A 25,725-nucleotide genomic window follows, 5' to 3' on the forward strand; every position below is an offset into this window, starting at 1 on the left:
CGGCGAAGAACGTATGAAGGAGATGGTTGTTGTGCCTACGGCTCTGCCGATTGGCCTGCATTGGCTAAAAAAGCCCGCTATTGATGTGGGTGTTACCTGGGGGGTTCCTTGGAAAAAAGGAGCGCTCGACAGGGAATCGTTAAAGAATCTCTGCTTAAGTATGCCGAAGAACGAAAAGCATGTGCCGCTGCAAAGCTGGCCAGCAGCTTTTTGGCCAGACGGGAGCGTCAAATGGTCCACGCACTCGGCAGTAAGCGGAAATTCGGATATTCAGCAGGATTCCTTAGTGACAATGACAATAAATCAAGCGACTCCAGCTACGGAAGTGACTGAGCGACTCACTGTGCAGGAAACAGAGGAAGCTTTCATTATAGATACAGGTGTTATTATTTGCACGGTTAACAAGCAGGGGAAGGGTCTTATCCGCAGTATTGTGCGCAGAAATCCGGCGGACACGGAAGGAACCGAAGTATGCAGTAATGGCGAGCTTGTATGTATACGTGAACAGAGAGATGAGGGTGCTGGCACCCTGAGCATACGTGAGGAGCGATTCGCAGGACGAACGTTAAGTGCCATCCTTGAACAGGACGGACCTGTTCGCGCAGTGGTGAAGCTAGATGGACTTCACCAAGCTTCGCACAGTGCTCGTGAGTGGCTTCCCTATACGTTACGTTTATATTTTTATGCTGGGCTGGAGTCTATTCGATTAGTTCATACGTTTCATTATGACGGTAATCCACAGCAGGATTTTATTAAAGGATTGGGAATAGAATTCACAGTGCCGATGCGTGGACCTCTTTACAACCGCCATGTTCGTTTTGCCGGAGATAGCGGCTTGTTTAGCGAGTCTCCTAAGACGTTGCATACACGGCGAACCAAAGGTAGGTACCGTGATTTATTCCTCGATCAGGTAGCAGGATGTGCTGTGAAATTTAATCCAGAAGAGGATGCCTATTTCCTTAGTTTATTGGATGACTCCGCTACTTGGGGCAGCTTTCGGCTGGTTCAAGATTCTTCCGAGCATTATGGGATCTGGAAGCGGACAGAGGATGGCTGCGCTTGGATCAAGGCAGCAGAAGGCCGCCGGGCAGGTGGACTTGGTTATGTTGGGGCAGAGGGCGGAGGGCTAGCCGTCGGGATGAAGAATTTCTGGCGTAAGCATCCGGCAGGAATGGAGATTGGTTCCACTGCCACTGACGCGGCAGCGCTTACTGTCTGGTTCTGGTCACCTGATGCGGCAGCTATGGACTTGCGGCATTATGATACGAAAACACATGTGGAATCCTCGTATGAAGGTGCAGAAGAATTACGGGCCACTCCATTTGGTATCGCTAATACTAGCGAGCTAACATTCTGGTGTACGGCGCAGACTCCCGGGCCTGAATTGTTGCAGCGGATGCAGGCAGAAGCTGAAGAACCTTCATTGCTGGTTTGCGAACCAACTTATTATCATGAAGCGGGTGCTTTTGGTTTCTGGAGTTTGCCTGATCGGAGCACGCCAGCCAAGGCATATCTGGAAGAGCGACTGGACGGGATCATCTCCTTTTACCAGGAAGAGATCGAGCAGCGCAAATGGTATGGATTCTGGGACTATGGAGATTTCATGCACAGCTACGATCCGGTCAGACATGTATGGAACTATGATCTTGGCGGCTGCGCCTGGCAGAATTCCGAGCTGGTGCCAAATATGTGGTTGTGGGTAACGTTTCTCCGGTCCGGGAGAGCGGATGTGTTCCGTATGGCCGAAGCTATGACCAGGCATACGAGTGAGGTAGATGTATATCATTTTGGCGAATACGCCGGACTAGGCTCGCGGCATAATGTCATCCACTGGGGCTGCGGCTGCAAAGAGGCTCGTATCGCCATGGCGGGTCTGCATCGCTACTATTATTATCTGACCGGAGACGAGCGGGTCGGCGATATTATGGACAGTGTAAAGGATGCTGATTATTCAACAGTTACTCTGGACCCGATGCGGGCGTATTTTCCGAAGGATGAATTCCCCACTCATGTTAGGGTCGGTCCGGACTGGGCGGCCTTTAGCTCTAATTGGATGACCCGCTGGGAGCGGTTCGAGGATACCGCTTATCGTGACAAGATTATATCAGGCATGGATTGTATCAAAAGGGCAAATTTACGGCTATTATCTGGTCCCACATATGGTTATGATCCGGCAACTGGCCTATTGTCGGGAATGGGCGACGATAACTGGGGGCGTCATCTAGCGATTAGCATGGGAGGTCCGCAGGTGTGGTTCGAGCTGGCGGCAATGCTGGAGGACCCGGACTGGGAAGATATGCTGGCTGAGTTCGGCGTATTTTATAATTTGCCACAAGAAGAGAAGGACGCATTTACAGGAGGGTTGATTTCAGGAAAACTCCGTTTTGAGCATCCTGTACTCAGTGTAGCCATTGCTGCATATGGAGCATATTACCGCAAGGATCCAGCGACGGCAGAGCGGTGCTGGTCGATTTTGCTGGAGAATCCGTTTGGTTGTGTGAATCTACAGGAGGAAGCTGATCAGGTCACTTATATGACTGAGTTAAATGAGATCGATTGGATGAATACAAATGAAGCCTCGCAGTGGTCTTTAAATACGATCATTGCCTTGGAATTAATCGGTAGTGCTTTACCGGAACGCGCGAATTAAAGGCTTCATTGTGGGGAGGAATGTTTTATGGCTAGGCCGATGCAGGACACGGGTATAGGTGGTTTGATCCCTGAAGCATGGAAACCAATCTACCATAATCCCCTCGCTTCAACTAGTGATATCGCTGGATTCCAGATGGAGGGAGCGGGAGCGGTTTCCTTCCCTTTGCAGCGAATGAGACTGGAGAGTACTATCCATGCAAGGGCCGGACAACAAGCGAATGTCGTTCTCTGGTGTCCAGAAGAGTTCCCGGCAGACCTCGCCGTATCTTGGAATTTCCGCCCATTGCGTGAGCCGGGGTTGGCGATTTTGTTTGTAGCGGCCAAAGGAGAGGGTGGGAAGGATTTATTTGATTCCACGCTTGCTCGTCGTACGGGTGAATATGATCAATACCATCACGGGCAGATAGACACGTATCATATCTCGTATTTTCGCAGGCGTTGGGTGGAAGAACGTGAATTTCATACCTGTAATTTGCGTAAAAGCTATGGTTTTCATCTGGTTATGCAGGCAGCCGATCCGCTTCCGGACGTAAGCGACATGACTGAGCCCTACCGGATGTTAGTGGTGAAGCGTGGTCCTATGCTTTCTTTTGCAATCAATGAACTGCCGATTTTTACATGGATAGATGATGGTGAAACCTATGGGCCGCTACTGACAGGTGGGAAAATTGGGTTCCGACAGATGGCACCCCTGATGGCTGAATACTCAAATCTGACGGTTTTTGGACAGTAATGCGAAGGAGGCTTCAGATGGATGTCTATTATTTATTATTGTTACCCTGAGGGCAGACATAAGGCGCTTACAATGAGCTATGATGACGGCAGACGGGCTGACGAAAGATTGGTAGGACTATTTAACCGCCATGGGATTAGAGGAACATTTCATCTCAATTCTGGCCTGCTGGGTGAAGGTGATCGTATTACGGCAGATGAAATAACTGAGCTGTACCAGGGACATGAGGTATCTGTTCATACGCAACACCATCCGACGATGGCCCGTTGTCCGCAGGAGCAAATCATCCATGAGATTATGGAGGATCGAAAGTGTTTTGAGACGCTGCTCCAGGTGCCGATACGGGGAATGTCTTATCCTAACGGTTCCTTTAACAAGGAGATAAAGAAGTTTTTGCCTCATTTAGGCATGGAATATGCCCGTGTGGTACAGACCACTGGCGGCGGCTTTGGGCTGCCGGAGGATTGGCTGGAATGGCGGGGGACTTGCCATCATAATGATCATTTGCTGGAGCATGCGGAGCAGTTCGTGAAGCTGCATAAACGGCAGTATTTATATCTGATGTATGTGTGGGGCCATAGTTATGAATTTGATAACGATAATAACTGGGAGCTGATGGAAAGCTTCTGTGAAGCAGTGGGAGGACTAGAGGAAATCTGGTACGCGACAAATATTGAACTCGTTCATTATATGAAGGCTTGTGAAGCCCTTATTTTCTCCGCTGCTCGGGATTTTGTATATAATCCGGGAGCGCTATCTGTCTGGCTGGAAATCGACGGTTTGATTATAGAAGTAGCAGGCGGACAAACCGTCCGTTTCCCAGAGATCTAATCGAAGAGAGAAGACAGGAGGATTCTAATGAAAACGAAGGACACACAATTAGTCTATCAGCTGGCAAAAGTAGATATTTCCGCTGCCGGTCCACGCTGCAAAATGCTTATTGGCGATCTGAATGGGGATGGACGTGCGGAAATGCTGCTGGTTCAGCCGGATAATCGCCAGGATGTACGTTATATTCCCCATCAGGTGCAATGCCTGACTGCTTTTGATATGGGTGGCAAGCTGCTGTGGCAGGTGGGCACACCCGATCCTGACGCTGGCAGCCAAGGCTCGGACTATCCAGCGCAAATTTATGATTTAGATGGTGATGGGGCGCTGGAAGTATTATGTGTAATGGATGGACGGTTTCATATTCTTGAAGGTTCAACAGGAACGGTTAAATCCATATACGACTTACCGGCAGAACATGCACATGATTGCATTATCATCGCCAATCTAACAGGGCAAGAACATGCTTCCGACATCATTCTGAAGGACCGTTATCATCAACTGTGGGCCATGGATCAGGATTTCAATTTATTATGGACGCATAAAGGCAATGTAGGACATTATCCGTGGGTTCACGATCTTCATGGAAATGGACAGGATCAAGTGATGGCAGGTTATGATCTGCTTGATTCTAAAGGTGATTTATTATGGAGCTGCCATGATCTTGACGACCATGCGGACTGTATTTGGGTTGGCGATGTGAATGGAGATGGCTATCCTGAACTGGTTGTCGGCGGAAGCGTAACGGTGATGTATGACCGGGACGGACAAGAGCTTTGGCGTTATGACGGCTCCATCGAGTCACAGCATCTGGCGTTAGGCCGATTCCGGCCTGAACTGCCTGGTCTTCAGGTTGCCGGGCTGGACCGAATGATCCGCGAAGATGACGGCAAAGGGCTGAAGGGCAAGGATGCGTTGTTTCTTCTAGACTGTAATGGCAAGGAACTTTGGAAAGAAGAACGTACAAGCGACGGTTGGCTGACTATAGTTGAAGCCGTGAGCAACTGGCAAGCGGGTTCTCCGGATTATATTCTCGCGTACCGCCGGGGAGGCGGAGTATATCCTGCTTTGTACGATGGACATATGCGGGTTGTAGCTGAATTCAAGGAGGAAGGTTATGCCGTTCACGGCGATCTTCTGGGATGTGGCAGGGAACAGGTTGTAATTTATAATGATGAGTCCGCAACGGTATATTCAAGCGAGTGGATAGATATTAGTACCTGTGCCTCTGAGAAATCGTTACCTCAGCCTAAAAGATTGTACAACTCGACGCTGTATCCCGGTGGAGAAATAACGGTGTGAAGGAGGATACGCTTAGTGAGTACTTATATTACAGAATACTTTCCTGATCCTGATTGTATTGCCAAATATAATGGGGGCAAAATCGAAAATGTACTGGCCGCTGTGGCCAGCCGTTTTATCGGTGCCTATCCCCCGCAGCCTCCGGTGTACCGGGTACATTCGCAGAGTGGTTTCAACCGGCTCCGCGACTGCCGTTACGATATGAATCTGGAAGAACGACTGCCGGAGCTAGCGGCAGGACAATTCGTATATGTATGGGGAAAGCTGTGGAGTGACAATGAGGTAGATGCCCCTTTCTCAGTTAGTTGCTATAGTCCAGTTAAGGTTTACATAAATGGACGGCTGGTGTTTAGCTCCAATCTAAATGATGATGTGTTTCCGGACAGAAGGACGTTTTTTCGGGCGGGCATGGATAAAGGCTGGAACCATCTTGTACTGGAGTATGTTGCAACAGGTACAGGTTGCGGAGGGGTTTTTGGAACGGGCAGTGTCAAAGGTGCACCAGTACACTTTCTTACTCCGACGGCGCAGTTAAGCGGTTGTGAAGGTTGGATTTATAGTGGACCCCAGCAGACATCTTGGGCAGCTTGGCTGGAAGCTGAATTCACTGAAGAGCAAATGACAGCTCGCTGCGTTTGGTTTCCGACACAGCAATGGTCGCCACAGGAACAGGCAACTGGCAACTGTTCACGCATATTTGGGGAAATGCTGGGAGCCAAGGCGTATGCTTGGTGTAAGCTGGAAGTTAACAGCCTACAGAAAGACGACATTCGTCTGCATGGTAGCTATCGTGGAATGGCTGAAATCTCTATCTATGTGAATGGGAAACTTGTAGCTGAGCACCAGAACGTGAAAGGCATGCTTGATATCCAACTGGAGCTTGGTTATGGACTACATGATCTCGTCGTGGAGTCCATCTGTGGAGAGGGGAATTGGGGATTTGAACTGGACGTACGGTCTGGTGGTGTTCAGAGTGGTCTCGTGCAACCTTATTCAGTCGAAGGATTAACTGATCCTTGGTTGTACCTTGGACTATTCACCTCGGGGACAGCGCCGAAAGTCTTAGAACTGACCTCTATGGATACTTTATTTGGGGAAGCGGATGAAGTAACCTTTTGGCGTGTGGACCAGCCGAATAGCTGGGTTAGGCCTTATTTGGAGAGTGTTATGTTTGGGCGCTGGAATTACCCTCTAGGCGTAACCCTGTACGGATTGCTGAGAACAGGAGTAGAGCTTAAGGCCCCCCATTATGCCGAATATGCACAACACCATATTGAGCAATGTACAGGGCTGCATAAATATGCCTTATGGGACCTTGGACGTTATGGCGCTCCGGGCATCAATCATCAGCTGGCGCTGATGGATTCGCTGGACGACTGCGGATCCTTCGGGGCAACGATGCTGGAAGCACATAAGCTTCGTCCACTACAGGGCGCACCGGAAGCTGCTGCTGAAATTGCCAATTACATTACTAAAGTGCAGAGCAGGCTGCCTGACGGAGCTTTGTATCGGACCAGTGGCACAGTTGATTTTATGCAGCAGACGATGTGGTGTGATGATCTGTATATGAGCACGCCATTTCTAAGCAAATATTATGAAATGACCGGAAATGCGGCTTATCTTGATGATGCGGCGGTGCAGTTTTTACATTACAAGGAGCGGCTGTTCCAGCCGGAGCTTGGCATTATGCATCATGTGTATGATTATAAGTTTAATAAACCCAATGGCGTGCCTTGGGGCAGAGGTAATGGTTGGGTGATTTTTTCGCTGACTGAGCTGCTTGAAGTTATGCCTGAGCAACATCCGTTGCGATCTGATTTGCTTGATTATTTCCGCGAGCTTAGTAAAGGCTATCTTAAGCTGCAAGATGAGCGGGGCCTATGGCATCAAGTGTTGACGGATCCTGAGTCCTACGCGGAGGCTTCTTGTACCTCTATGTTTATTTACGCTTTTGCTAGAGGCGTACGCTGCGGTTGGCTGCTGGAACCAGACTCATACGTAACCTCTGCAATCAACGGCTGGAGCGGCTTAACCCGTCATTGTATTGACAAACAAGGCAATGTTTACGGTGTCTGCCGCGGTTCGGGTTATTCGTTTAATAAACTGTATTATAAAGATGAATTGACCTGGCAATTAAACGATACACATGGGATTGGCATCGTGTTGCTGGCCGGAATTGAGGTTCACAGGCTCGTACGAGATTTGGAAATGAAATCACATAACGAAGCAAAATGAATGGCATGATGAGGAATGAGATGACCGTATTAATCACAAAATGCCAGCTGAGCAGCGATACTCCATTAGTGGGGATCGCTGCTCTTTGTTGTGCGTTACATTGCTACCTAAACCCCCGAAACCCCCGGCCCCCGGCCCCCGAAACTGCCGATTACTCCTGCTAGACAAAGTTATGCGGACTCAGATGACGTTATTTGCAGATTTATCGCCTTTTGGGGCCATTTTCGGACTACAGTGACGTTATTGCTTCGAAAACGGCTAATATAGGTAGCTTTTTATGCCAATAGCGACTATGGGGTCCGATAAAATCCCAAAATAGCGATTATGCTGCGAATAAGGTCCACTGGGTCCGATAGCCTCATGAACTTTGTTCGCGCGAAAAGGTAATCTAGTGACGAGATATTGTTGTTGCTCAGATACTCCCGGTGCTCCCGATGCTCCTGATGCTCCTGATGCCCCTGATGCCCCCGATGCTCCCGATGCTCCCGTCCCAGATGCCCCCATGCCCATGGCAGTTCACATAAGGTGCTTGTGATCGACGGAGCGGCTACATAGAGAACTGGTTGTGATTTCTAGCTGTGGATCAGCGGTTTTGCTTGCGATATTGCAAAGGCGAACGTTTAACGATTTGTTTAAACACACGCCCGAAGTGGGCGATGCTGTCAAAGCCGGTATCCTCGGCGATGTTCGTAACTTTAGCGTTGGTGCTCTGCAAGAGACGTTGGGCTTCCTTGATCCGAATGTAGTTTAGATATTCTACGATGGTGAAGCCAGTTGTCTGCTTGAACACTCGGCAGAGATAGGTGCTGCTGATGAAAAAAGTCTCAGATAGCCGCTCCAATGTAAGCTTTTCAGCATAATGTGTTTGTAAAAAATCGATAATTTCGTAGACTTTTAGCTGCTTCTCACTGTTCTCAGGGGCAATGGGCTCGCGGCTTATTTCCTGTATTCTGTTCATTTCAATAAATAGTTGGATGAGCAGCGTCTGCAGATAGGGGGATTGCTGTGTCCGTGGTTCTGTTTGTTCTTTTAGCATGCTGAAAAGAAGATATTCAATGACCCCCTGCTCATGTACTCCGGGCCGCAAAAGCAAGCTTTGTGTAGCCATAAATGGAAAATGCAGCTCGAAATGTGCCAATGTCTTTTGCAGAAAGCTTTCCTCAAAGTTAATTAAGATCCGTTCATGGCTTGCAGAGCCTTTAGAGGTGGTACGATGGAGCTCGTTCTTGTTAATAAAAATCAGATCACCTTTACGCAAGGTGTAGATCAGATTGTTAATGTAATAACTGCGTTCCCCGGCGAGTAAATAATAAATTTCATAAGTATCGTGATAATGGTCGGAATCCATGCTGAATGGACCGGCTCTTTTTATTTGCTCAATTATAAAAGGAGGCTGAGGCTCCTGTTCCATACTAAATCTGCTCCTTTCTGATAATGAGGATAATATTTGCAAATTTTTTGTTATTTCTGCTAAGAATCGCTTAGATTAAGATATATTTTATACTATACACTATAAGAAGAAAACGCTTTTAAATCAATAAGTGATGGAGTGATCCTGATGTCCAACAAGAAATATGCTTTCGTAGGAACCGGCGGCCGAGCGGAGTTTTTTTATGGTGAGATCACCACGAATTATCGTGAAACCTCTGAGATTGTAGGCTTTTGTGATGTGAATGGAGCAAGAATGGATTATGCGAACCGTTTGCTGGAGGAAAAATATAAATATCAAGCGGTTCCTACCTATAAAGCTCATGAGTTTGACCGTATGATTGAGGAAACCAAACCTGACACGGTTATTGTCACGAGTATTGACCGCACGCATCATCGTTACATTATCCGGGCGATGGAGCTTGGCTGCGATGTTATTTCGGAGAAACCGATGACAGTGGATGAAGAGAAATGTCAGGAAATTCTTGAAGCGATTGAGCGGACTGGGAAAAAGCTGCGTGTGACCTTCAATTACCGCTATGCCCCACACAACACCAAAATCCGTGAACTCATTATGGACGGCGCGATTGGAGAAGTGCTTTCCGTCAACTTCGAGTGGCTGCTAAATACGCAGCATGGGGCGGATTACTTCCGCAGATGGCATCGTGATAAACGGAACAGCGGAGGTCTGTTGGTTCATAAATCCACACATCATTTCGATTTGATGAATTTCTGGCTGGGTTCGCGCCCAGATACGATTTATGCGATGGGTGATCTAAGATTTTATGGCAGAGAAAACGCGGAGAAGCGCGGGGTGACTGAGTTTTATCAGCGTGCTCATGGTAGCAGTGCGGCGGAAAATGATCCGTTTGCCCTGCATCTTAAAGATAATGAGCAGTTAAAGCAGATGTATCTGGATACGGAGCATGAGGATGGTTACCTGCGTGACCAAAGTGTGTTCGGTGACAATATCAGCATTGAGGATACGATGGCGGTTATGGTCAAATACAAAAATAAGACGATTATGAATTATTCACTTAATGCTTATCTGCCTTGGGAGGGTTTCATTGTGGTATTTAATGGGACCAAGGGGCGGATGGAAGTAAAGGTCGTCGAACAGTCTTATGTAAATGCCGGAGGAAATAAGGAAGATGAAGGGGCGTTAAAAGACAAGCGGATCACGGTCTTCCCTCATTTCGCAGCACCTTATGAAGTGGAGATTGAAGAAGGAGTTGGGGGGCACGGAGGCGGAGATCCTGTGATGCTGCGTGATATTTTTGAACGTCCGCTGGAGGATCGCTTTAATCGTGCAGCATCCCATGTGGACGGAGCGTTGTCTATTATGACCGGGATTGCGGCAAATCGTTCAATAGCTACTGGACTTCCAGTTAAGGTAGATCAGTTAATAAAATTGTAGTAGCCCGTTTATGAACAAGCGGCTTTGGGTTCGTAGGGAGCGTTTCTCCAGAATCCCGGAGGGCCCTCCGCTCTGTCCACATGTTAAGCCAACTTCTACTCTTAGATTGAGCTAAAAAAAGTGAAAATAAAAGGCTGTCTCCATAATCATCGTAGATGACTAAGAGACAGCCTTGTTTATTTTAGCTAAAACAATTATTGTTTGACGACGTTAAAGCCATCTTTTTGCAATTGGGTCACGATACCATCGTCACCGAGCATATGCAGCGCGCCAACGACGACAAGGTAAGTCGCTTTTTTATCACTATTCAAATATTCTTTTACATGCTTCACCATGTTGACGTTGCGATCCGAAACCAGGCCTTTATAATACTCTGGCTCTTGCGCGACCGCTTTTGTCATCGCTACGAGCGACTGCTCATCACCTTGCATCCACATTTGGGATAGTGCATCCAGCGAAGCTGCTGCGGAAGTATTGTCCGTTTGATTGAGGCTGCCGAGTGTGTCGACAAGAAGCTTTTCTTGCAATCCATCTGAGAACTGGTCGAACATATTCAGCTGCAATTGTGTGTTTTCCAGTTCAATAATAGGTTTGTTCAGCTTGCCTGCTTTTTGTAAAAAATATAAATCAATGCCGGTATCCGCCGTATAACTTGTAACTTGCATCTGTAGACTTGAGACACCTTGGGTAACGACCCACGGTTTGAAGGAATCGAATGCATTTTCCGCCAGACCATTTGCTTTTAGCAGCTGAGTTACTTTGTTATAGGTATCTGCAGATACATGATCCTTGAGCTTGGTTCCATCTGTATAAGAGCCTTTTTCCAAAATAAACTTTTGGATCTCAGCTTGATCAATCTTAGAGATATCTACTTCGACACCTAAATATTGCGAAGCTTCAAAAGCAGCTTCAATCTCCGGACGCAGCGGGTACATTTTGTCGTTAGCCACATGGATAGAACCAAGCAGATAGACGGTGTTGCCGTTGTTCTCCACTTTCCATAAGAATCCGGTGCTTCCGGCAGCTTGAGTATCGGCCACAAAAGTGATGGTGCGCAGCGCTGGACTCCACTCCACCTTATAGCCGATCGTTTCTCCTATAAAGCGGACGGGAACATAGGTGACATTGTTGATGGTTTTAGGAGCCACCTCTAGTTTTTTCTTCTCCCCGTTTACCGTTGCGGTTGTGCTACCGATGGTCAGTGAGAGGGCCAGTCCATTTTTGGTCCCTGTTACGGTTTGGGTTTTTTTATTCCAATCAATATTTACATTAAGCTTCTCTAGCAGGGGACGCATAGGAACTAGGGTCGTTCCTTTTTCTACAACAGGGTTAGAATTGCCTAACTTTATTTCGGTTCCATCAATCCATACACCGACAGGCTTTTCAGCAGCATGCGCAGTGGTAAAGACAGACATAACCATGAAAATGGATAAAAATAATGCACCTAGCTTTTTCATTAATAGGACACTCCGTTTCTAAAAAAGAATGAAAGATGTAAGTCACTCTCTGATTTTAACGTATTTTCCCATAAACAGTTATACCTTTTGTTACTATATTGATTTGATGCCTATGATTGGAAAGTAAACTTACAGTACTTCACGTCATTCAAAAGTCAAAATAATGCACATCAAAGCAAAAATCGCCCCTATTAGATCCTGTTCACTCTCCTTATCATGAAACGTAAGAAACGAAGAGCCTGAAGGGAGCAAGGAACTTATGTGGAGCAGTGCGATTGAAGATGCGATAGAGAAGGTACGTAAGAACATAGACCGGTTCGGGGGCAGTTTCCCTCATGTCAGCAGGAATGGAACTTATCAGCTCAATAACAACGACGACTGGACGAACGGATTTTGGAGCGGCATGTTGTGGTTGTGTTATGAATATACGCGGGATGACAGCTTCCGTATTGCGGCATCCCATACCGTAGAAGATTTCCGCCGCCGTTTCGCGGCAAAGACCGTGCTTGATCATCACGACATTGGCTTCCTGTATTCGTTATCCTCTAAAGCCCAGTGGATTATAGATAAAGACGAATCAGCGCGTCAACTGACATTGCAGGCGGCAGACTTGCTGCTGAAGCGCTGGCGTACAGCAGGCGGTTATATTCAGGCTTGGGGACCGGAGGGGGATACTCAGGAAGGCGGGCGGATCATTATTGATTGTCTGTTAAATCTTCCCCTTTTGTATTGGGCAGAAGAACAGACCGGTGATTCCGTATACAGGGAGGTGGCGGTCATGCAGGCGGAGAAAACGAGACGGTATCTGGTACGGGGAGATGACAGCTCTTACCATACGTTTTTCTTCGACCCGAAGACCGGAGAGCCGATTGGCGGCGCCACTCATCAGGGTTTTACTAACGGATCGACCTGGACGCGCGGGCAGGCTTGGGGTGTTTACGGTTTTGCATTATCCTACCGCTATACCAAAAATCCGTTGTATTTGGAAACGTCCAAGCGGATGGCCCGCTATTTTCTGGAGCATTTGCCGCAGGATCATGTCGCTTACTGGGATTTTAATGCTCCGGTATCTCCGGATACTTACCGGGATAGCTCGGCCTCGGCAATAGTAGCAGCCGGACTACAGGAACTGCTGGAGCTAATGGATGGGGAGGATTCGGAGCGGGCTTATTTTCAGCAGGGATTAGTGCAGTCGATGACTTCGCTTGTGCAGAACTATTCCACGCTCGGTGAAGAGGCGGAGGGGCTGCTGAAGCATGGTTCTTACCATGTGCGCGGCGATCTGTCTCCAGATGACTTCATGATCTGGGGAGATTATTTCTATCTTGAAGCATTGATGCGGCTGCAAAAAGGCAACAAGGGGTACTGGTATGAACGCTGATGTCAGACAAATCTCCCCCTATGCCGTCTTTGCGCTGCTCAACCTTGAGTTGCCCGCTTTAGCTCTAGTGAAGAGTGCGCTCAGCCAAGCGCGGCAGGACGATGCGCTGACTGAATTACATCGGTATTTGACCCGACGGAGCACGCCGGGCTGGCGGAAAGAGGATAACCGGAAGCAGCTTATTGACTATGTACGGCTTTATTGTGCAGACGAGCTGGAAGCTGTAATGAAGACAGCGGATGAAGTTGTGGAGCAGACGTTTCTCTTTCGTTTTCCCTGGGATATGGAGCGCAGCCGCATTCCGGTTACCTTTGAGGAAGAAATTGACTGGCGTCATGTTCCGGACAAGGATGTAGAATGGGCTTATATGCTGAATCGCCACCGCTACTGGGTGGCATTAGGACAAGCGTATGCGATAACAGGTAAAGAGGTTTATGCGAGAGCATTTTGCTGCCAGCTTGAAGATTGGATAGACCGTACCCCCGTTCCAGACAAGCCTACGAATGATACGCTGACATGGCGTACAATTGAAGCGGGCCTTCGTTGTGCTAACTGGATTAAAGCGCTGTCTTATATACAGGATAGTCCGCTGCTCACACCGACGCTGCTGGCCAAAGTGATGATATCTCTGCATGAACACGGCCAATATTTAGCTTTATCGTTTACGGGCTGGAAGAAGATCAGCAACTGGGGGGTGCTGGAGACTTGTGGTTTGTTCCAAACTGCGCTCTACTTCCCTGAGTTCACTAGCGCCAATAACTGGCGACAGCTCAGTGAGGAGAGATTGGGAGAGACGGCGCGAATTCAGATTATGGCGGACGGCATCCACTGGGAGCAATCGCCTACCTATCACCATGAGGTTTTGGTATGTTTCCTCGACTGCATCCGCTTAGCCCGATTGAACGGACTGGAGCTTCAGGAAGAATTTCAGCAAAAGGTTCAGCAAATGGCTGTCGCTTCATTATATTGGGCCAAACCGAATCACCGGCAGCCGATGCTTGGCGATAGTGATGACAGCGATATTCGTTCGCTTTTGACTTATGCGGGCTGGTTATTTCAGGATGCTGTACTCCGTTTTGGCGGATACGATCAAATGGATTATGACAATGCCTGGTTGTTTGGGATAAATGGAGTTGAGGGCTACGAGCGGCTGAATGCGGAGCTACCGCCAAACTTGTCACGCTCTTATGCACATTCCGGTCATTATGTGATGCGAACGGGCTGGGACGAGCAGGATTTGTACCTATATTTTCACTGCGGACCACTTGGGGGTGGACATGGGCACGCGGATCTGCTACATTTCGATCTGTATGCCTATGGGCGGGATCTGCTTACCGATCTTGGCAGATACAACTATAGTGATCATACACCACTTAGAAAAGCGCTAAAAGAAAGCGCTGCCCATAATACGACCACTGTGGACGGAATTGGATTTACCGAAGTCACGGATACATGGTCCTTCTCTAAGATTGCGAAGCCAACGGGCTGCCAATGGATCAGCCATCCGGACTTTGATTATGTAGAGGGCAGCCACGACGGCTACCGTCATTTGGATGATCCGGTCTACCCGTTAAGGAGGATCCTATTTATTAAGCCTTTTTACTGGCTTCTGGTGGACAGCTTCAGTTCCCGGCAGGAGCATACATTTTCCCAGCATTTTCATTTTGCACCCGGAACGGTTCAGATGGAAGATGGAACGCTAATATGCCGTACAAAAAATGAGCGGGAAGCCAATCTTTGTATCCTTCCTGTTCATGTTGATGGTCTTCAGGGCAGGGTTGATGCTGGGGTAATCTCCCGCGAATATAATCTGCTGGAACCCAATCAGTATGCTGTGTACTCCCGAAAGGGGAAAGGAACGGTCTCGATCATGCAGGTGCTGTACCCGCAGTCTGCGGGTGAGTTGTTCTGTCCGCTGGTCGAACAGGTGCCGATTTACCGCCATACGGGTGAACCGGTGGCTGCTGCACAGGCGGAGGCCTGCCGCATCATCCTCCCCGAAAGGAATGAGGAGCATATTATCGTGATCAGCCACGAGATTCCATCCAGTCATTTAGATTCCTATGTAGTGGAAGGCGTACAAATTTTTGGAGAAGTAGTGCTTATGGTTTCTGCAGACGGTCAAAAGAAAGTCACGGTAATCAGATAATGTATGAATACTGGACAACGGGCTGATAGAATAAAAGAAAAGAGCATGAGAGAGGCGCGGAGAAAACATGTTCAAATTCACTTACTATAGACGTATCCAGGTTTCATTTCTTTTGCTGATTTTTATCCCGCTGATTGCAGTATCGATCATCTCCTTCGTGCTCATCCGGGATACGATGGTAGAGAAGCTGCAGCTCAGCAACGATAACTTCCTGAACGTTATGATTGACGAACTAAATAAAACTATTGATGATGTGACGTTCGCTTCCCATTTTATTGTAAACGATACCAATTTCCGCGCTAATCTGAAGTCATTTGCGGATACTGAGCGGCTAAATAGCTATCAGGATTATGTACATTTCACGCAAATTCAAGATGTGTTTTCGCTCATCAACTCTAAGCCGTTGAATAATAATATTCGCATGTATTTGGTCAACCGGAAACACTTTGTGATCTCCTCTGGGACGGAGAATTTATCTGTAATCAATGCTAACCTGGACAAGCTGATGAGCCGTGTCAATATCCACGAACCGGAGACCTTGCAATGGCTTGGGATGGCTGACAGCGGTTCCGGTAAAAGCAGCAGCTATTATATTGCCAGAGTAATCTATGACAGCCGGGAGAAACGGCAGGTGTCCGTGCTGCTTATCTCAATTCCTGAATCCTATTTCAATAAATTGCTCGGACCCGTCGAATTTGGCAAGGTTGCGTTATTTGATTCTGGAGGAGGCTTGATCGCTGGGAACTCAGAATTGGCTCCAGAAGGCAAGGAAGCGAGAGGAAGCGTTCGTACAGCCAGAGCTATCGACAAATCCAATTGGCAGCTGATCTATGAAGCTTCGGAGAAAGAATGGTCGGGCCAGATCTCGCGGACGTTTTATAGTGGCATTGGCTTGGTACTCCTCTTATTTATTGTCTTTTCGGCTACCTCCATGCTGATTGCCAAAAGATTGCATAGTCCGATCATGAAGCTGCAGCGCGTTGTGCGCCAGTTCGGGATGGGGAATCTTGATGTCAGGCTGGAGGTCAAGGGCAAGGATGAAATCGCTGAGCTGGGGCAGACGTTGAATACTATGCTGGACCAGCTGCAAGGACTGATTCACGACATCGAGCTGGAGCAGGAACAGAAGCGGGTGATGGAGCTGGAGGCGCTGTTTATGCAGATTCGCCCCCACTTTTTGATCAACACGTTGAATTCGATTAAATGTAGCCTTATTTTGGCCAAAGATAAGCTGCATAGCGGGATCATCGATTCATTAATGAGTCTGCTCCGGGCCTATTTGAAGGTCAATGAACCGGCTACCTTGCGGGAAGAATGCAAACTGCTTGGCCATTATATCGATATTATGAAGATCCGCAACGAAATCCCTCTTGAACTGGAGGTCGATCTGGAAAAGGATACAGAGAAGCTCATCGTCCCTAAGCTAATTTTGCAGCCCCTTGTAGAAAATGCAATCGTCCACGGATTGGTTGACCACCCGGCACCGCGTATTGTCGTTCGCTCGCGAACGGTCCCTGATGGGATCATGATTGAAGTTGAAGATAATGGCTGCGGTGCAGGGGCTGAAGTTCTGGCGGGCCTGAACCGCAGGTTACTGTATAAGGACGATGAACAGGATGAAGCTTATCAAAGGGTCGGTTTAATTAACGTGGTTCAAAGGCTGAGGCTGACCTATGGTCAGGATACCCGCTTGTCGCTGCATAATCTGCCGCAGGGTGGGGTTTCCGTTTCTCTGTATTTGCCGCAAGGCAATCATCAGGTTAATCTGTCAGAGAGAGAGGGATATTGATGTATAAAGTGATGCTCATAGACGATGATGTTCCTATGCTCAAAGTGCTTCAGCAGATGATTGACTGGGAGGCACATAGCTTGCAGATTGTCGGCAGCACCTATTCCAGTGCCAAGGCGTTATTAATGTTTGAGGAAGTGCAGCCTGACATTGTGATCACGGATATTGGTTTGCCGCAAAAGAACGGGATTGAGCTAGCCGATTGCTTCACCCGCATGAAGCCGGAGGTCAGAATTATTTTCCTGACCTGTCATGAGGATTTCCATTATGCTCAGCAAGCGGTAAAGCTGAAAGTGGATGATTATTTAATCAAGGACCAGCTTACAGAAGAGCAACTGGAGAAAAGCCTTGCCAAGTCCATACACTTGCTTAAGTCGAAGATCGGGTTGATCAGCCATGGGGAGACAGGCTACAACAGCCAGCTCTTCCGGCAGAACCTGCTCCAAAGGGTGATTGGCGGTGCTCCGCCTGAAACCACACTGGCCTATGCGGCGCAAATCGGCATATCCTGGACGTATCCGTGGTTTATGCTGGGCACGGTCAGTATTCATTTTTCCAGCTTCGACAAGCGATACAAGCAGAGTGAGTATCCACTTATTTTATATGCTATTTACAATATAGCCTTGGAATTGTCCGAAACGTGTGAAGGGATTACGCCTTTCTTGGAGCAAAAGAATATTGTGATTTTATATAATTATCGTGTGAATCTGGCGCAGAATGCCAGTCTTCATTTTCACGATTATTTACAGCGGCTGTGTTCTGAATGCTCCCATCTTCTTAAGATTCAACCGGGCATTATTGCCGTCACAGAGAAAATGGAGCTACAGGCGATTGGCCAGATCCATCGGCAGATTGTTCAGGACAAATGCGAGTTCTATGCAAGTGCGGATTACACGGTTCTGGATACTTTGCAAATCGCTTCTCCACGTTTCCAGCCTGCTCCCCAAGGATTTCTGGACAGCTATATCCCGCAGATGGAACGGGCCGTGATTAAAAAAGACCTTGAAGCCATCCGTGGCACTTTACAGGAAATCGCTAGGACTGCAAAAGCAATGTCTATTCATCCAGGCGATTTCGCCCGGGATTTATCCTTTATGCTCCGCGGCATCGAGTTAATGTTTACAAGCCTGATGTTCGATGAGGATCTGTTCGTCTATCTCGTGCAGACCCGCACACTTGAAGATACGATGGAACTGGTGGAAAGAAAGCTTGTACAGATTACAGGCAGCAAGCAGCAGGTGACAGGAGCTTCTCCGCAGGAGCCCAAGCTGCAGCTTATCCAGCAGTATATCGACCAGCATCTTGGCGATAATATCACCTCAATTGATATGGCACGTTATCTGTTTCTGGATCCAAGCTATTTTTCGCGTTATTTCAAGCGCATGACTGGCCTGACCTTTACGGACTATGTACATCAGCACAAGATGAAGGTCGCTACCAAAATGCTGAAAATCTCCAGCCAGAACCTGGAGTCGCTGGCCGTCGGCCTGGGATATTCGGACAGAACCTATTTTTCAAAAGTGTTCAAAAAATATGTAGGAACAACGCCAAGCGAATATAAATCCAAACATTCGGTACGCTGAGAAGCACAATTGTTAATGATATGAACAGACTCGCCGCCCCTCTAGGGCGGTTTTTTGTTGTCGGCGGACAAAGGTCAAAATCTTGCACATTCCGGGTCATAATCACTCCTTCTTGCGGAAGGCGGATGTATTACTATAATGACAAATCAAATTGTCGAGGTGATACAACGTGGAGGCTGCAAAACAACCTGTGCCAAAAATTCTGCAAGAGAAGCGAAAATTCTGGACTCCGCAACGGAAAGAGGCTTTAACCGGGTGGCTGTTTTTGGCACCGGAAATTGTCGGGATGCTTTTTCTTAATGTATTTGCGCTTGGATTCTCACTTTATTTGAGCTTCTCGAAATGGGATCTATTGTCGGGAGTCAAAGGAATCGAGTTCATCGGATTGGATAACTATATCAAAATGTTCCATGATCCGAGTATCATTCAAGCTTTGAAGAACAATGCTTTTTATATGATTATGACCGTGCCGATACCGATTGCGATTGCGCTGGTGCTCGCGGCATTGATTCAAAACAGTGTGTTCCTCAAAAATTATTTTAAAGTGGCTTTCTTTATTCCTTATATTTCTTCGATTATTGCGATAGCTGCCGTATGGAGTGCATTGTTCCATCCGTCTCTTGGGCCGATCAATCAGTTGCTGATGGAGTTTGGAATTTCCAGCCCTCCGAAATGGCTAGTTGATCCAAAGACCTCACTGTTATCCATTGCTATTATCAGTTCTTGGGCGAGTCTTGGCTACACCATAATTATCTATATGGCTGGCTTGACGAATATTTCCGATGAAATCTACGAAGCCGCCGAAATAGATGGCGCCAGCGCGTTGAAAAAATTCTTTGCCATCACAGTTCCGATGCTGCGTCCGACCACATTTTTCCTGCTTATTACCATGCTGATTGGCTCGTTTAAGGTGTTCGACATCATCGCCTTTTTGACCGAAGGTGGCCCGAATAATTCTTCTACCGTGCTTGTGTTCAGGATCTATGAGGAAGGGTTCAAATACTACAACATGGGCTACGCTTCTGCAATTTCCTGGCTGCTATTCGCTGTCATCGGCTTGATTACCGCAGCCACTTGGAAAATGAGAAATGAAGAATAAAGGGGGGAGATTAACATGCAACTGATTAGAAAAAATATGTCCAGAGTGATCACTACCTGCATCATGGGGGCTTTGTCCATTGTATTTCTTATCCCGCTGATCTGGATGATTTCCGCAGCCTTCAAATATGAAAAAGATGTAATGCGCTTCCCGATCCAATGGATTCCCGAGAAGATCAATGTAGCGTATAATTTCAAGATGGTTTGGATGGGACGGGTACCTTTCTCCCATTTCTATTTAAACTCCTTTAAAGTTGCGATTATTACAACCTGCATCACACTGATCATTTCATCTATGTCGGCGTATGCCTTGACCAAAATCAAGTTTAAAGGACGGAATATGGTCTTTCTGGCGCTGCTGTCATTCATGATTATTCCTGACCAGGCCACGCTGATTCCGCGTTTTCTGCTGATTCGTTGGTTCGGCCTCTATGATACTCATGCTGCTATCGTATTAATGAGTATGTTCTCCATCTACTTCACGTTCTTGCTGCGGCAATTTATGATTGGTATCAGCGACGAATATATTGAAGCGGCGCGAATTGATGGTGCAGGCCATTTGCGGATATTCTGGTCTATCATTGTTCCGCTCTGCAAGCCGGTGCTCGCTACCGTGGCGATCATTAAATTTATCTGGACCTGGAATGACTACCAGAATCCGCTGATCTTCTTGCTAAACAAGAATCTGTACACTATCCCACTCGGTATGACACTGTTCCGAGATGATTATTCGAACAACTATGCGATTATGATGACGGCAGCCGTTTCGGCGATCATCCCATTGGTCATCGTGTTCATTGCCCTGCAAAAGCAAGTCATTAACGGAATCTCCTTGGGGGGCGTAAAGGGCTGACTTGCGAGTATGCAAAAGAGGGTAAAAGTCAAAAATGTGATCCTACTACAGCAAAATTGTGCACTTGGCTTGTACAGCGGGTGCCTATAATAAGAAATGAACAAGGCACTATACTTAAATTTCAGTGCGGGGGGAAGTAAAATGAAAACAAAGGGCAAAAAAAGATTATCCGTTGTACTAGGCTCCATGCTGGCGGTTTCCTTAACGTTAAGCGCCTGTGGAAATTCCGGAAATTCAGAGAAGAATGGCGGTGCTGAAGCCAGTACGAATGCCGGGAACACCAAGGTGGACAAGCAAGTCGCCATCAAATATTACAACTGGGACAATGAAGCCCAATCAGCAGGCACGGATGCCATGCTGCAGGAATTTATGGATCAGAACCCAAATATCAAGGTAGAGCATGTGACACTCGTTCCCGGTGATTCTGTGGAGATGCTGAAGAAACTCGACTTCCTGATTTCATCCGGCGAAGCGATTGACGTTGTTCAGGTACCAAGCCTTGGAGGCGTACTTGAACGGGCGACCCGGGGAGCGCTTGCCCCGCTGAACGAATTCTATGAGAAGGATAACCTCGTTCCTGAGGATGAATATTATGTGAATGCTAAGGTAGACAACAACTATTATGGGATGCAATATACCAAGAGCAGCAACTATGTAATGCTGAACAAAGATGCACTGGATGAAGCGGGTCTGCCTGTACCTACTTTTGGCTGGACATGGGATGACTACCGCGACTATGCAAAAAAACTGACCAAAGGTGAAGGCGTAGACAAACGTTACGGCACATACTTCCACACCTGGGAGTTGTATATGAACGCACCGGCCCAAACGATGATGAAAGATCCATTCGTGTATGATGACGGGACGACCATTTTCGCGGATCCAACCTATAAATACTTCTTCCAGCTGCGCAAAGATATGGAGTCTGCTGATAAATCTGCGAAAACTTATGCAGACGCTTTAGCGGCTAAGCTCAATTACCGCACGGAATTCTTTAATGAAGAAGCCGCTATGATTCTGGCTGGTAACTGGACGATCGCTGATCCGGGCAATACAGAGCAGTATCCGCATGATTTCAAGACAGCTTTTGCTCCGGTACCGGTGCCTCCGGCAGGATCGGAACCGAAAGAATACGAGGGCAAATACTTCACCAGCGGCAATATGCTGGCGATGGGCGCTACTTCGAAGAACAAAGAGGCGTCTTTCCAACTGATGAGATTTATGTCAACGGCTGTTAGTGATAACAGACTGGAATTCTCCGGTTATAAAAAAGCGGATAATGAAGCCTTGCTGACCAAACTGGTAGCTGGCAAAGAGGATATGTATGATATGGATTCACTCAAATATACACTCTTTGACAGTGCAATCCAGTTCCTTGATGGTGCGCAGGTGATGACGACGGCAACGTCCGAATTGACCAAAATAATCGATGACGGCTTCAGCAGATTTATGCTTGGAAATGAATCGATTGATAAGGTGCAGCAATGGATGGTTGATGAAGCAACAAAAATTATCAACGAAAAAGGTGTCATCAAATAAACAGGGAATAAGCAAGTATCACAAGTTGTGGACGAGGCTTTGGAAGGTCATCAACTGGCTTTCCAAAGCCTTATTTATATATTGGGTCTACACAAACATATGGGAGAGTGTAGCAATGATGGAAAGCAGATTTTCACAGAACAAGCCGGAAGAGAAATTGGCGCTGCCTTCTAGGGAACAGCTGGAGTGGCAGGACCTGGAGCTGGGGATGTTTTGCCATTTTGGCATCAATACGTTTTGCGATCAGGAGTGGGGAGAAGGCAATGATTCACCTGCGGTCTTCAATCCGCTTCATTTGGATGCCCACCAATGGGTTAGTACAGCCAAAGAAGCTGGATTCCGTTATTTTATACTGACAGCTAAACATCATGATGGCTTCTGCTTGTGGCCGACTGCGACAAGTACTTATTCTGTGGCTTCTAGCCCATGGAAAGAAGGGCGAGGCGATGTCGTCAAGGAATGCGCGGAGGCTTGCCGTGAACTTGGAGTTGGCTTCGGCATTTATTTGTCTCCGTGGGACAGACATGAGCCCTGTTATGCAGATCCGCAAGCGTACGATGATTTCTATGCCCTGCAATTGCAGGAATTGCTTACGGGCTATGGTCCGCTTACGGAAATTTGGTTCGACGGCGCAGGGTCGGAGGGCCGCAATTACGATTGGCAGCGGATTATGGATCTGATCAAGCGCCATCAGCCAGGCGCCATGGTGTTTAATATGGGGGCACCAACGATCCGCTGGGTTGGCAATGAGGATGGCGTTGCTCCTTATCCATGCTGGAACACTGCGAATTCTGCGCGGGGTAGCATGTTCAGTGAAGCTTCATTGAACTGGCTTCCCGGAACGCCGAGCTGGGTGCCTGCGGAATGCGATGTGCCCATCCGTAAAGACCGCTGGTTCTGGCATCCTGAGGAGGAGCATCTGCTGCTGTCTGTGGAGCAGCTAATGGATATTTATTATCGTTCGGTTGGACATGGGGCAACTTTGCTGCTCAATGTAGCCCCTGACAACCGCGGGCTGTTTCCGGAGGCTGATGTGCAGCGGCTGCTGGAATTCGGCAAGGAGATAAGACGCAGATTTGACAAGGCTCTGGCGGTAACCGCAGGTACTGGAGATATTGTTGAACTGGAATTGCCAGCAGCTACTGTGATTGATCATGTCGAGATTATGGAGGATATCGCTTACGGCGAAAGAGTAGAAGGATATATGCTGGAAGCGTACAGCAACGGAGCGTGGCTGGAGTTGAAGCGTGGCAGTTCGATTGGCCATAAGAAAATCGATGCCTTCCCTCCGGTTGTCGCAGAGAAAATCCGCTTACGGGTGTCAGAAGCTGCCGCAAGCCCCAAGATCAGACGGCTTGCCGTCTACCACTGCGGGGAATCGTTAGAATAAATATTAATAAAGGAGGTTGTCGATAATGAGCCTGCTCACCTGGAACGACGGACACTATTTGCTGGACGGACAGCCTTATCGTATCGTATCGGGAGCCATTCATTATTTTCGGGTTGTGCCTGAATATTGGAAAGACCGGCTGCTGAAATTGAAAGCCTGCGGATTCAATACCGTGGAGACCTACATCGCCTGGAATATACATGAACCTAAAGAAGGGAAGTTCGTATTTGATGGCATGGCCGATGTGGTATCTTTTATCGAACTGGCTGGGGAGCTTGGGCTTCATGTTATTGTCAGACCGAGTCCATTCATCTGTGCGGAGTGGGAGTTCGGAGGCCTGCCGGGCTGGTTGCTAGCTTACGGGGAACTCCAGCTTCGCTGCTGTGACCCTCTTTATTTAAGCAAGGTAGACCGTTATTACGATGAGCTAATTCCTCTGCTGGTTCCGCTGCTCTCCACACATGGCGGACCAATTCTGGCCGTTCAGGTAGAAAATGAATATGGCAGCTATGGTAATGACAGTGGCTACCTGGGCTATATGCGTGATGGACTGGTCAGCAGAGGGATCGATGTGCTGCTCTTTACTTCCGACGGGCCAACCGATGAGATGTTGCTCGGCGGAACACTGGAGGATGTGCATGCGACAGTCAATTTCGGCTCCAGTACAGAGGAATCCTTCCGCAAATATCGGGAATACCGCTCTGAAGAGCCGCTTATGGTGATGGAATACTGGAACGGCTGGTTTGATCACTGGATGGAGGATCATCATGTACGCGATGCCGGGGATGTAGCAGGTGTTCTGGATGAGATTCTGACCCAGGGCTCCTCATTTAATATGTACATGTTCCATGGTGGAACCAATTTTGGTTTCTATAATGGTGCGAATCATATCGTCACCTACGAGCCGACGACTACAAGCTATGACTATGATGCCCCGCTCACGGAATGGGGAGATACGACGGCGAAATTTGAAGCTGTCCGGTCGGTACTCAGCAACCATGGATTTGCCCCGAATTGTCCACTCCCTGAGCCGATTCCGAAGATTTCTTACGGGAAAGTCGCTTTGACGGAAAGAGCGGAACTATTCACGGCTTCCAATCTGGAGAAGTTATCAGAGACGGTGAACAGCGTGTGTGTACAGCCGATGGAGAAGCTCGGACAATCCTATGGTTTTATATTGTACAGCACTTTTGTGCAGGGACCGCGGTCCAGACAGAAGCTTTACATCGAGGGCGTGCGCGATCGGGCGCAGGTCTTCCTGGATGGACAGGTGCTTGGGGTGATTGAGCGCTGGAATCCGCTGCCACTGGAACTTTCCATCCCCGCTGGGGGAGCACAGCTGGATATCCTCGTCGAGAACATGGGACGAATCAATTACGGGCCGCTCATTCGCGATCCGAAAGGGATTCTGGACGGGGTTCGGATTGATAACCAGCTGCAATATAACTGGACAATTCGTACTTTGCCGTTGGAACAGGAACAGCTGGCTTCACTAGCGTACAAGAAGCACCCGGTGGAGAAGCAGCAAGCTGCGACCCTTTCGGGTCTGCCCGGATTCTACCGGGGCTGCTTCGAGGCGGAGGAGATTGGCGATACCTTTCTACGATTCGATGGATGGAATAAAGGGGTCGCCTGGATTAACGGATTTAATCTGGGCCGTTACTGGAACGTTGGACCGCAGCGGGCGCTATATATCCCTGGTCCACTCTTGCGCAAGGGGTGCAATGAGCTGGTTCTTTTGGAGCTGCATGGCCGTGCGGAGACTTGCGAGATTGAGCTTGTGAACCTTCCTGATCTGGGAAGAACTTCGGCCGTCGATGACGCCGTGTTGAATTTTGTGCAGGATGATAACTTGTAGATGCCTTTAGCTTTAACCAATTCTAAGATTGGG

Annotated in this window: 17 protein-coding genes; 15 read left to right on the forward strand and 2 right to left on the reverse strand. The window is 47.9% G+C overall.

Annotation, left to right across the window (positions count from 1 at the left end; all coding sequences use genetic code 11):
* The first annotated feature begins 13 nt into the window (after window positions 1–13).
* The 5 genes from MHB37_RS07760 to MHB37_RS07780 are packed head-to-tail and all read left to right on the forward strand — an operon-like array spanning window position 14 to window position 7,750.
* On the forward strand, window positions 14–2,650 hold the full coding sequence (locus tag MHB37_RS07760) for a hypothetical protein (RefSeq protein WP_405169118.1): 2,637 nt from the start codon (window positions 14–16) through the stop codon (window positions 2,648–2,650).
* A gap of 27 nt (window positions 2,651–2,677) precedes the next feature.
* Window positions 2,678–3,385: a DUF1961 family protein gene (locus tag MHB37_RS07765; RefSeq protein ID WP_405169119.1), complete on the forward strand. Its 708-nt coding sequence runs from the start codon at window positions 2,678–2,680 to the stop codon at window positions 3,383–3,385.
* A gap of 21 nt (window positions 3,386–3,406) precedes the next feature.
* The gene (locus MHB37_RS07770; protein ID WP_340393720.1) at window positions 3,407–4,216 is read left to right on the forward strand and encodes a polysaccharide deacetylase family protein; all 810 of its coding nucleotides are present in this window, start codon (window positions 3,407–3,409) and stop codon (window positions 4,214–4,216) included.
* A 27-nt stretch (window positions 4,217–4,243) separates the two neighbouring features.
* Window positions 4,244–5,515: a hypothetical protein gene (locus MHB37_RS07775; protein ID WP_405169120.1), complete on the forward strand. Its 1,272-nt coding sequence runs from the start codon at window positions 4,244–4,246 to the stop codon at window positions 5,513–5,515.
* Window positions 5,516–5,530: 15 nt separating this feature from the next.
* Entirely contained in the window at window positions 5,531–7,750 is a 2,220-nt protein-coding gene (locus tag MHB37_RS07780; protein ID WP_405169121.1) for a glycoside hydrolase family 105 protein, read from the forward strand.
* A 583-nt stretch (window positions 7,751–8,333) separates the two neighbouring features.
* Here the strand turns inward: MHB37_RS07780 and MHB37_RS07785 are convergent.
* Window positions 8,334–9,161 carry a helix-turn-helix domain-containing protein gene (locus MHB37_RS07785; protein ID WP_076301920.1) on the reverse strand — a complete coding sequence of 276 codons (828 nt, stop codon included), beginning with the start codon at window positions 9,159–9,161 and terminating at the stop codon, window positions 8,334–8,336.
* 147 nt (window positions 9,162–9,308) lie between these two features.
* On the opposite strand from MHB37_RS07785, the gene MHB37_RS07790 reads away from it, so the two are divergent.
* Window positions 9,309–10,595 carry a Gfo/Idh/MocA family protein gene (locus tag MHB37_RS07790; RefSeq protein ID WP_076141355.1) on the forward strand — a complete coding sequence of 429 codons (1,287 nt, stop codon included), beginning with the start codon at window positions 9,309–9,311 and terminating at the stop codon, window positions 10,593–10,595.
* A 194-nt stretch (window positions 10,596–10,789) separates the two neighbouring features.
* Here MHB37_RS07790 and MHB37_RS07795 read toward each other — a convergent pair whose 3' ends face one another.
* On the reverse strand, window positions 10,790–12,052 hold the full coding sequence (locus MHB37_RS07795) for a TraB/GumN family protein (protein WP_405169122.1): 1,263 nt from the start codon (window positions 12,050–12,052) through the stop codon (window positions 10,790–10,792).
* A 259-nt stretch (window positions 12,053–12,311) separates the two neighbouring features.
* Between MHB37_RS07795 and MHB37_RS07800 the strand changes: the two genes are divergently transcribed.
* From MHB37_RS07800 to MHB37_RS07840, 9 genes are all read left to right on the forward strand, one after another.
* Window positions 12,312–13,433 carry a glycoside hydrolase family 88 protein gene (locus tag MHB37_RS07800; RefSeq protein WP_076303808.1) on the forward strand — a complete coding sequence of 374 codons (1,122 nt, stop codon included), beginning with the start codon at window positions 12,312–12,314 and terminating at the stop codon, window positions 13,431–13,433.
* Window positions 13,423–15,582 carry an alginate lyase family protein gene (locus MHB37_RS07805; RefSeq protein WP_081388337.1) on the forward strand — a complete coding sequence of 720 codons (2,160 nt, stop codon included), beginning with the start codon at window positions 13,423–13,425 and terminating at the stop codon, window positions 15,580–15,582. The genes MHB37_RS07800 and MHB37_RS07805 overlap by 11 nt, the downstream gene beginning before the upstream one ends.
* A 67-nt stretch (window positions 15,583–15,649) precedes the next feature.
* The gene (locus MHB37_RS07810) at window positions 15,650–17,371 is read left to right on the forward strand and encodes a histidine kinase (protein WP_340395225.1); all 1,722 of its coding nucleotides are present in this window, start codon (window positions 15,650–15,652) and stop codon (window positions 17,369–17,371) included.
* Entirely contained in the window at window positions 17,371–18,954 is a 1,584-nt protein-coding gene (locus MHB37_RS07815) for a response regulator (protein ID WP_340395226.1), read from the forward strand. The genes MHB37_RS07810 and MHB37_RS07815 overlap by 1 nt, the downstream gene beginning before the upstream one ends.
* A 169-nt stretch (window positions 18,955–19,123) precedes the next feature.
* Window positions 19,124–20,053, forward strand: a complete 930-nt coding sequence (locus MHB37_RS07820) for a carbohydrate ABC transporter permease (protein ID WP_051490863.1) — start codon at window positions 19,124–19,126, stop codon at window positions 20,051–20,053.
* Between the two features lie 15 nt (window positions 20,054–20,068).
* Window positions 20,069–20,905 (forward strand): carbohydrate ABC transporter permease, encoded by an 837-nt coding sequence (locus MHB37_RS07825; protein WP_036675652.1) that lies wholly within the window; start codon window positions 20,069–20,071, stop codon window positions 20,903–20,905.
* A gap of 141 nt (window positions 20,906–21,046) precedes the next feature.
* The gene (locus MHB37_RS07830) at window positions 21,047–22,444 is read left to right on the forward strand and encodes an ABC transporter substrate-binding protein (protein WP_076100552.1); all 1,398 of its coding nucleotides are present in this window, start codon (window positions 21,047–21,049) and stop codon (window positions 22,442–22,444) included.
* Window positions 22,445–22,559: 115 nt separating this feature from the next.
* Window positions 22,560–23,834: an alpha-L-fucosidase gene (locus MHB37_RS07835; protein ID WP_405169123.1), complete on the forward strand. Its 1,275-nt coding sequence runs from the start codon at window positions 22,560–22,562 to the stop codon at window positions 23,832–23,834.
* 25 nt (window positions 23,835–23,859) lie between these two features.
* Window positions 23,860–25,692, forward strand: a complete 1,833-nt coding sequence (locus tag MHB37_RS07840) for a glycoside hydrolase family 35 protein (RefSeq protein WP_405169124.1) — start codon at window positions 23,860–23,862, stop codon at window positions 25,690–25,692.
* The last annotated feature ends 33 nt before the right edge of the window (window positions 25,693–25,725 follow it).

This window comes from Paenibacillus sp. FSL H3-0286, assembly GCF_045040705.1.
Classification (GTDB): Bacteria; Bacillota; Bacilli; order Paenibacillales; family Paenibacillaceae; genus Paenibacillus_AQ; species Paenibacillus_AQ odorifer.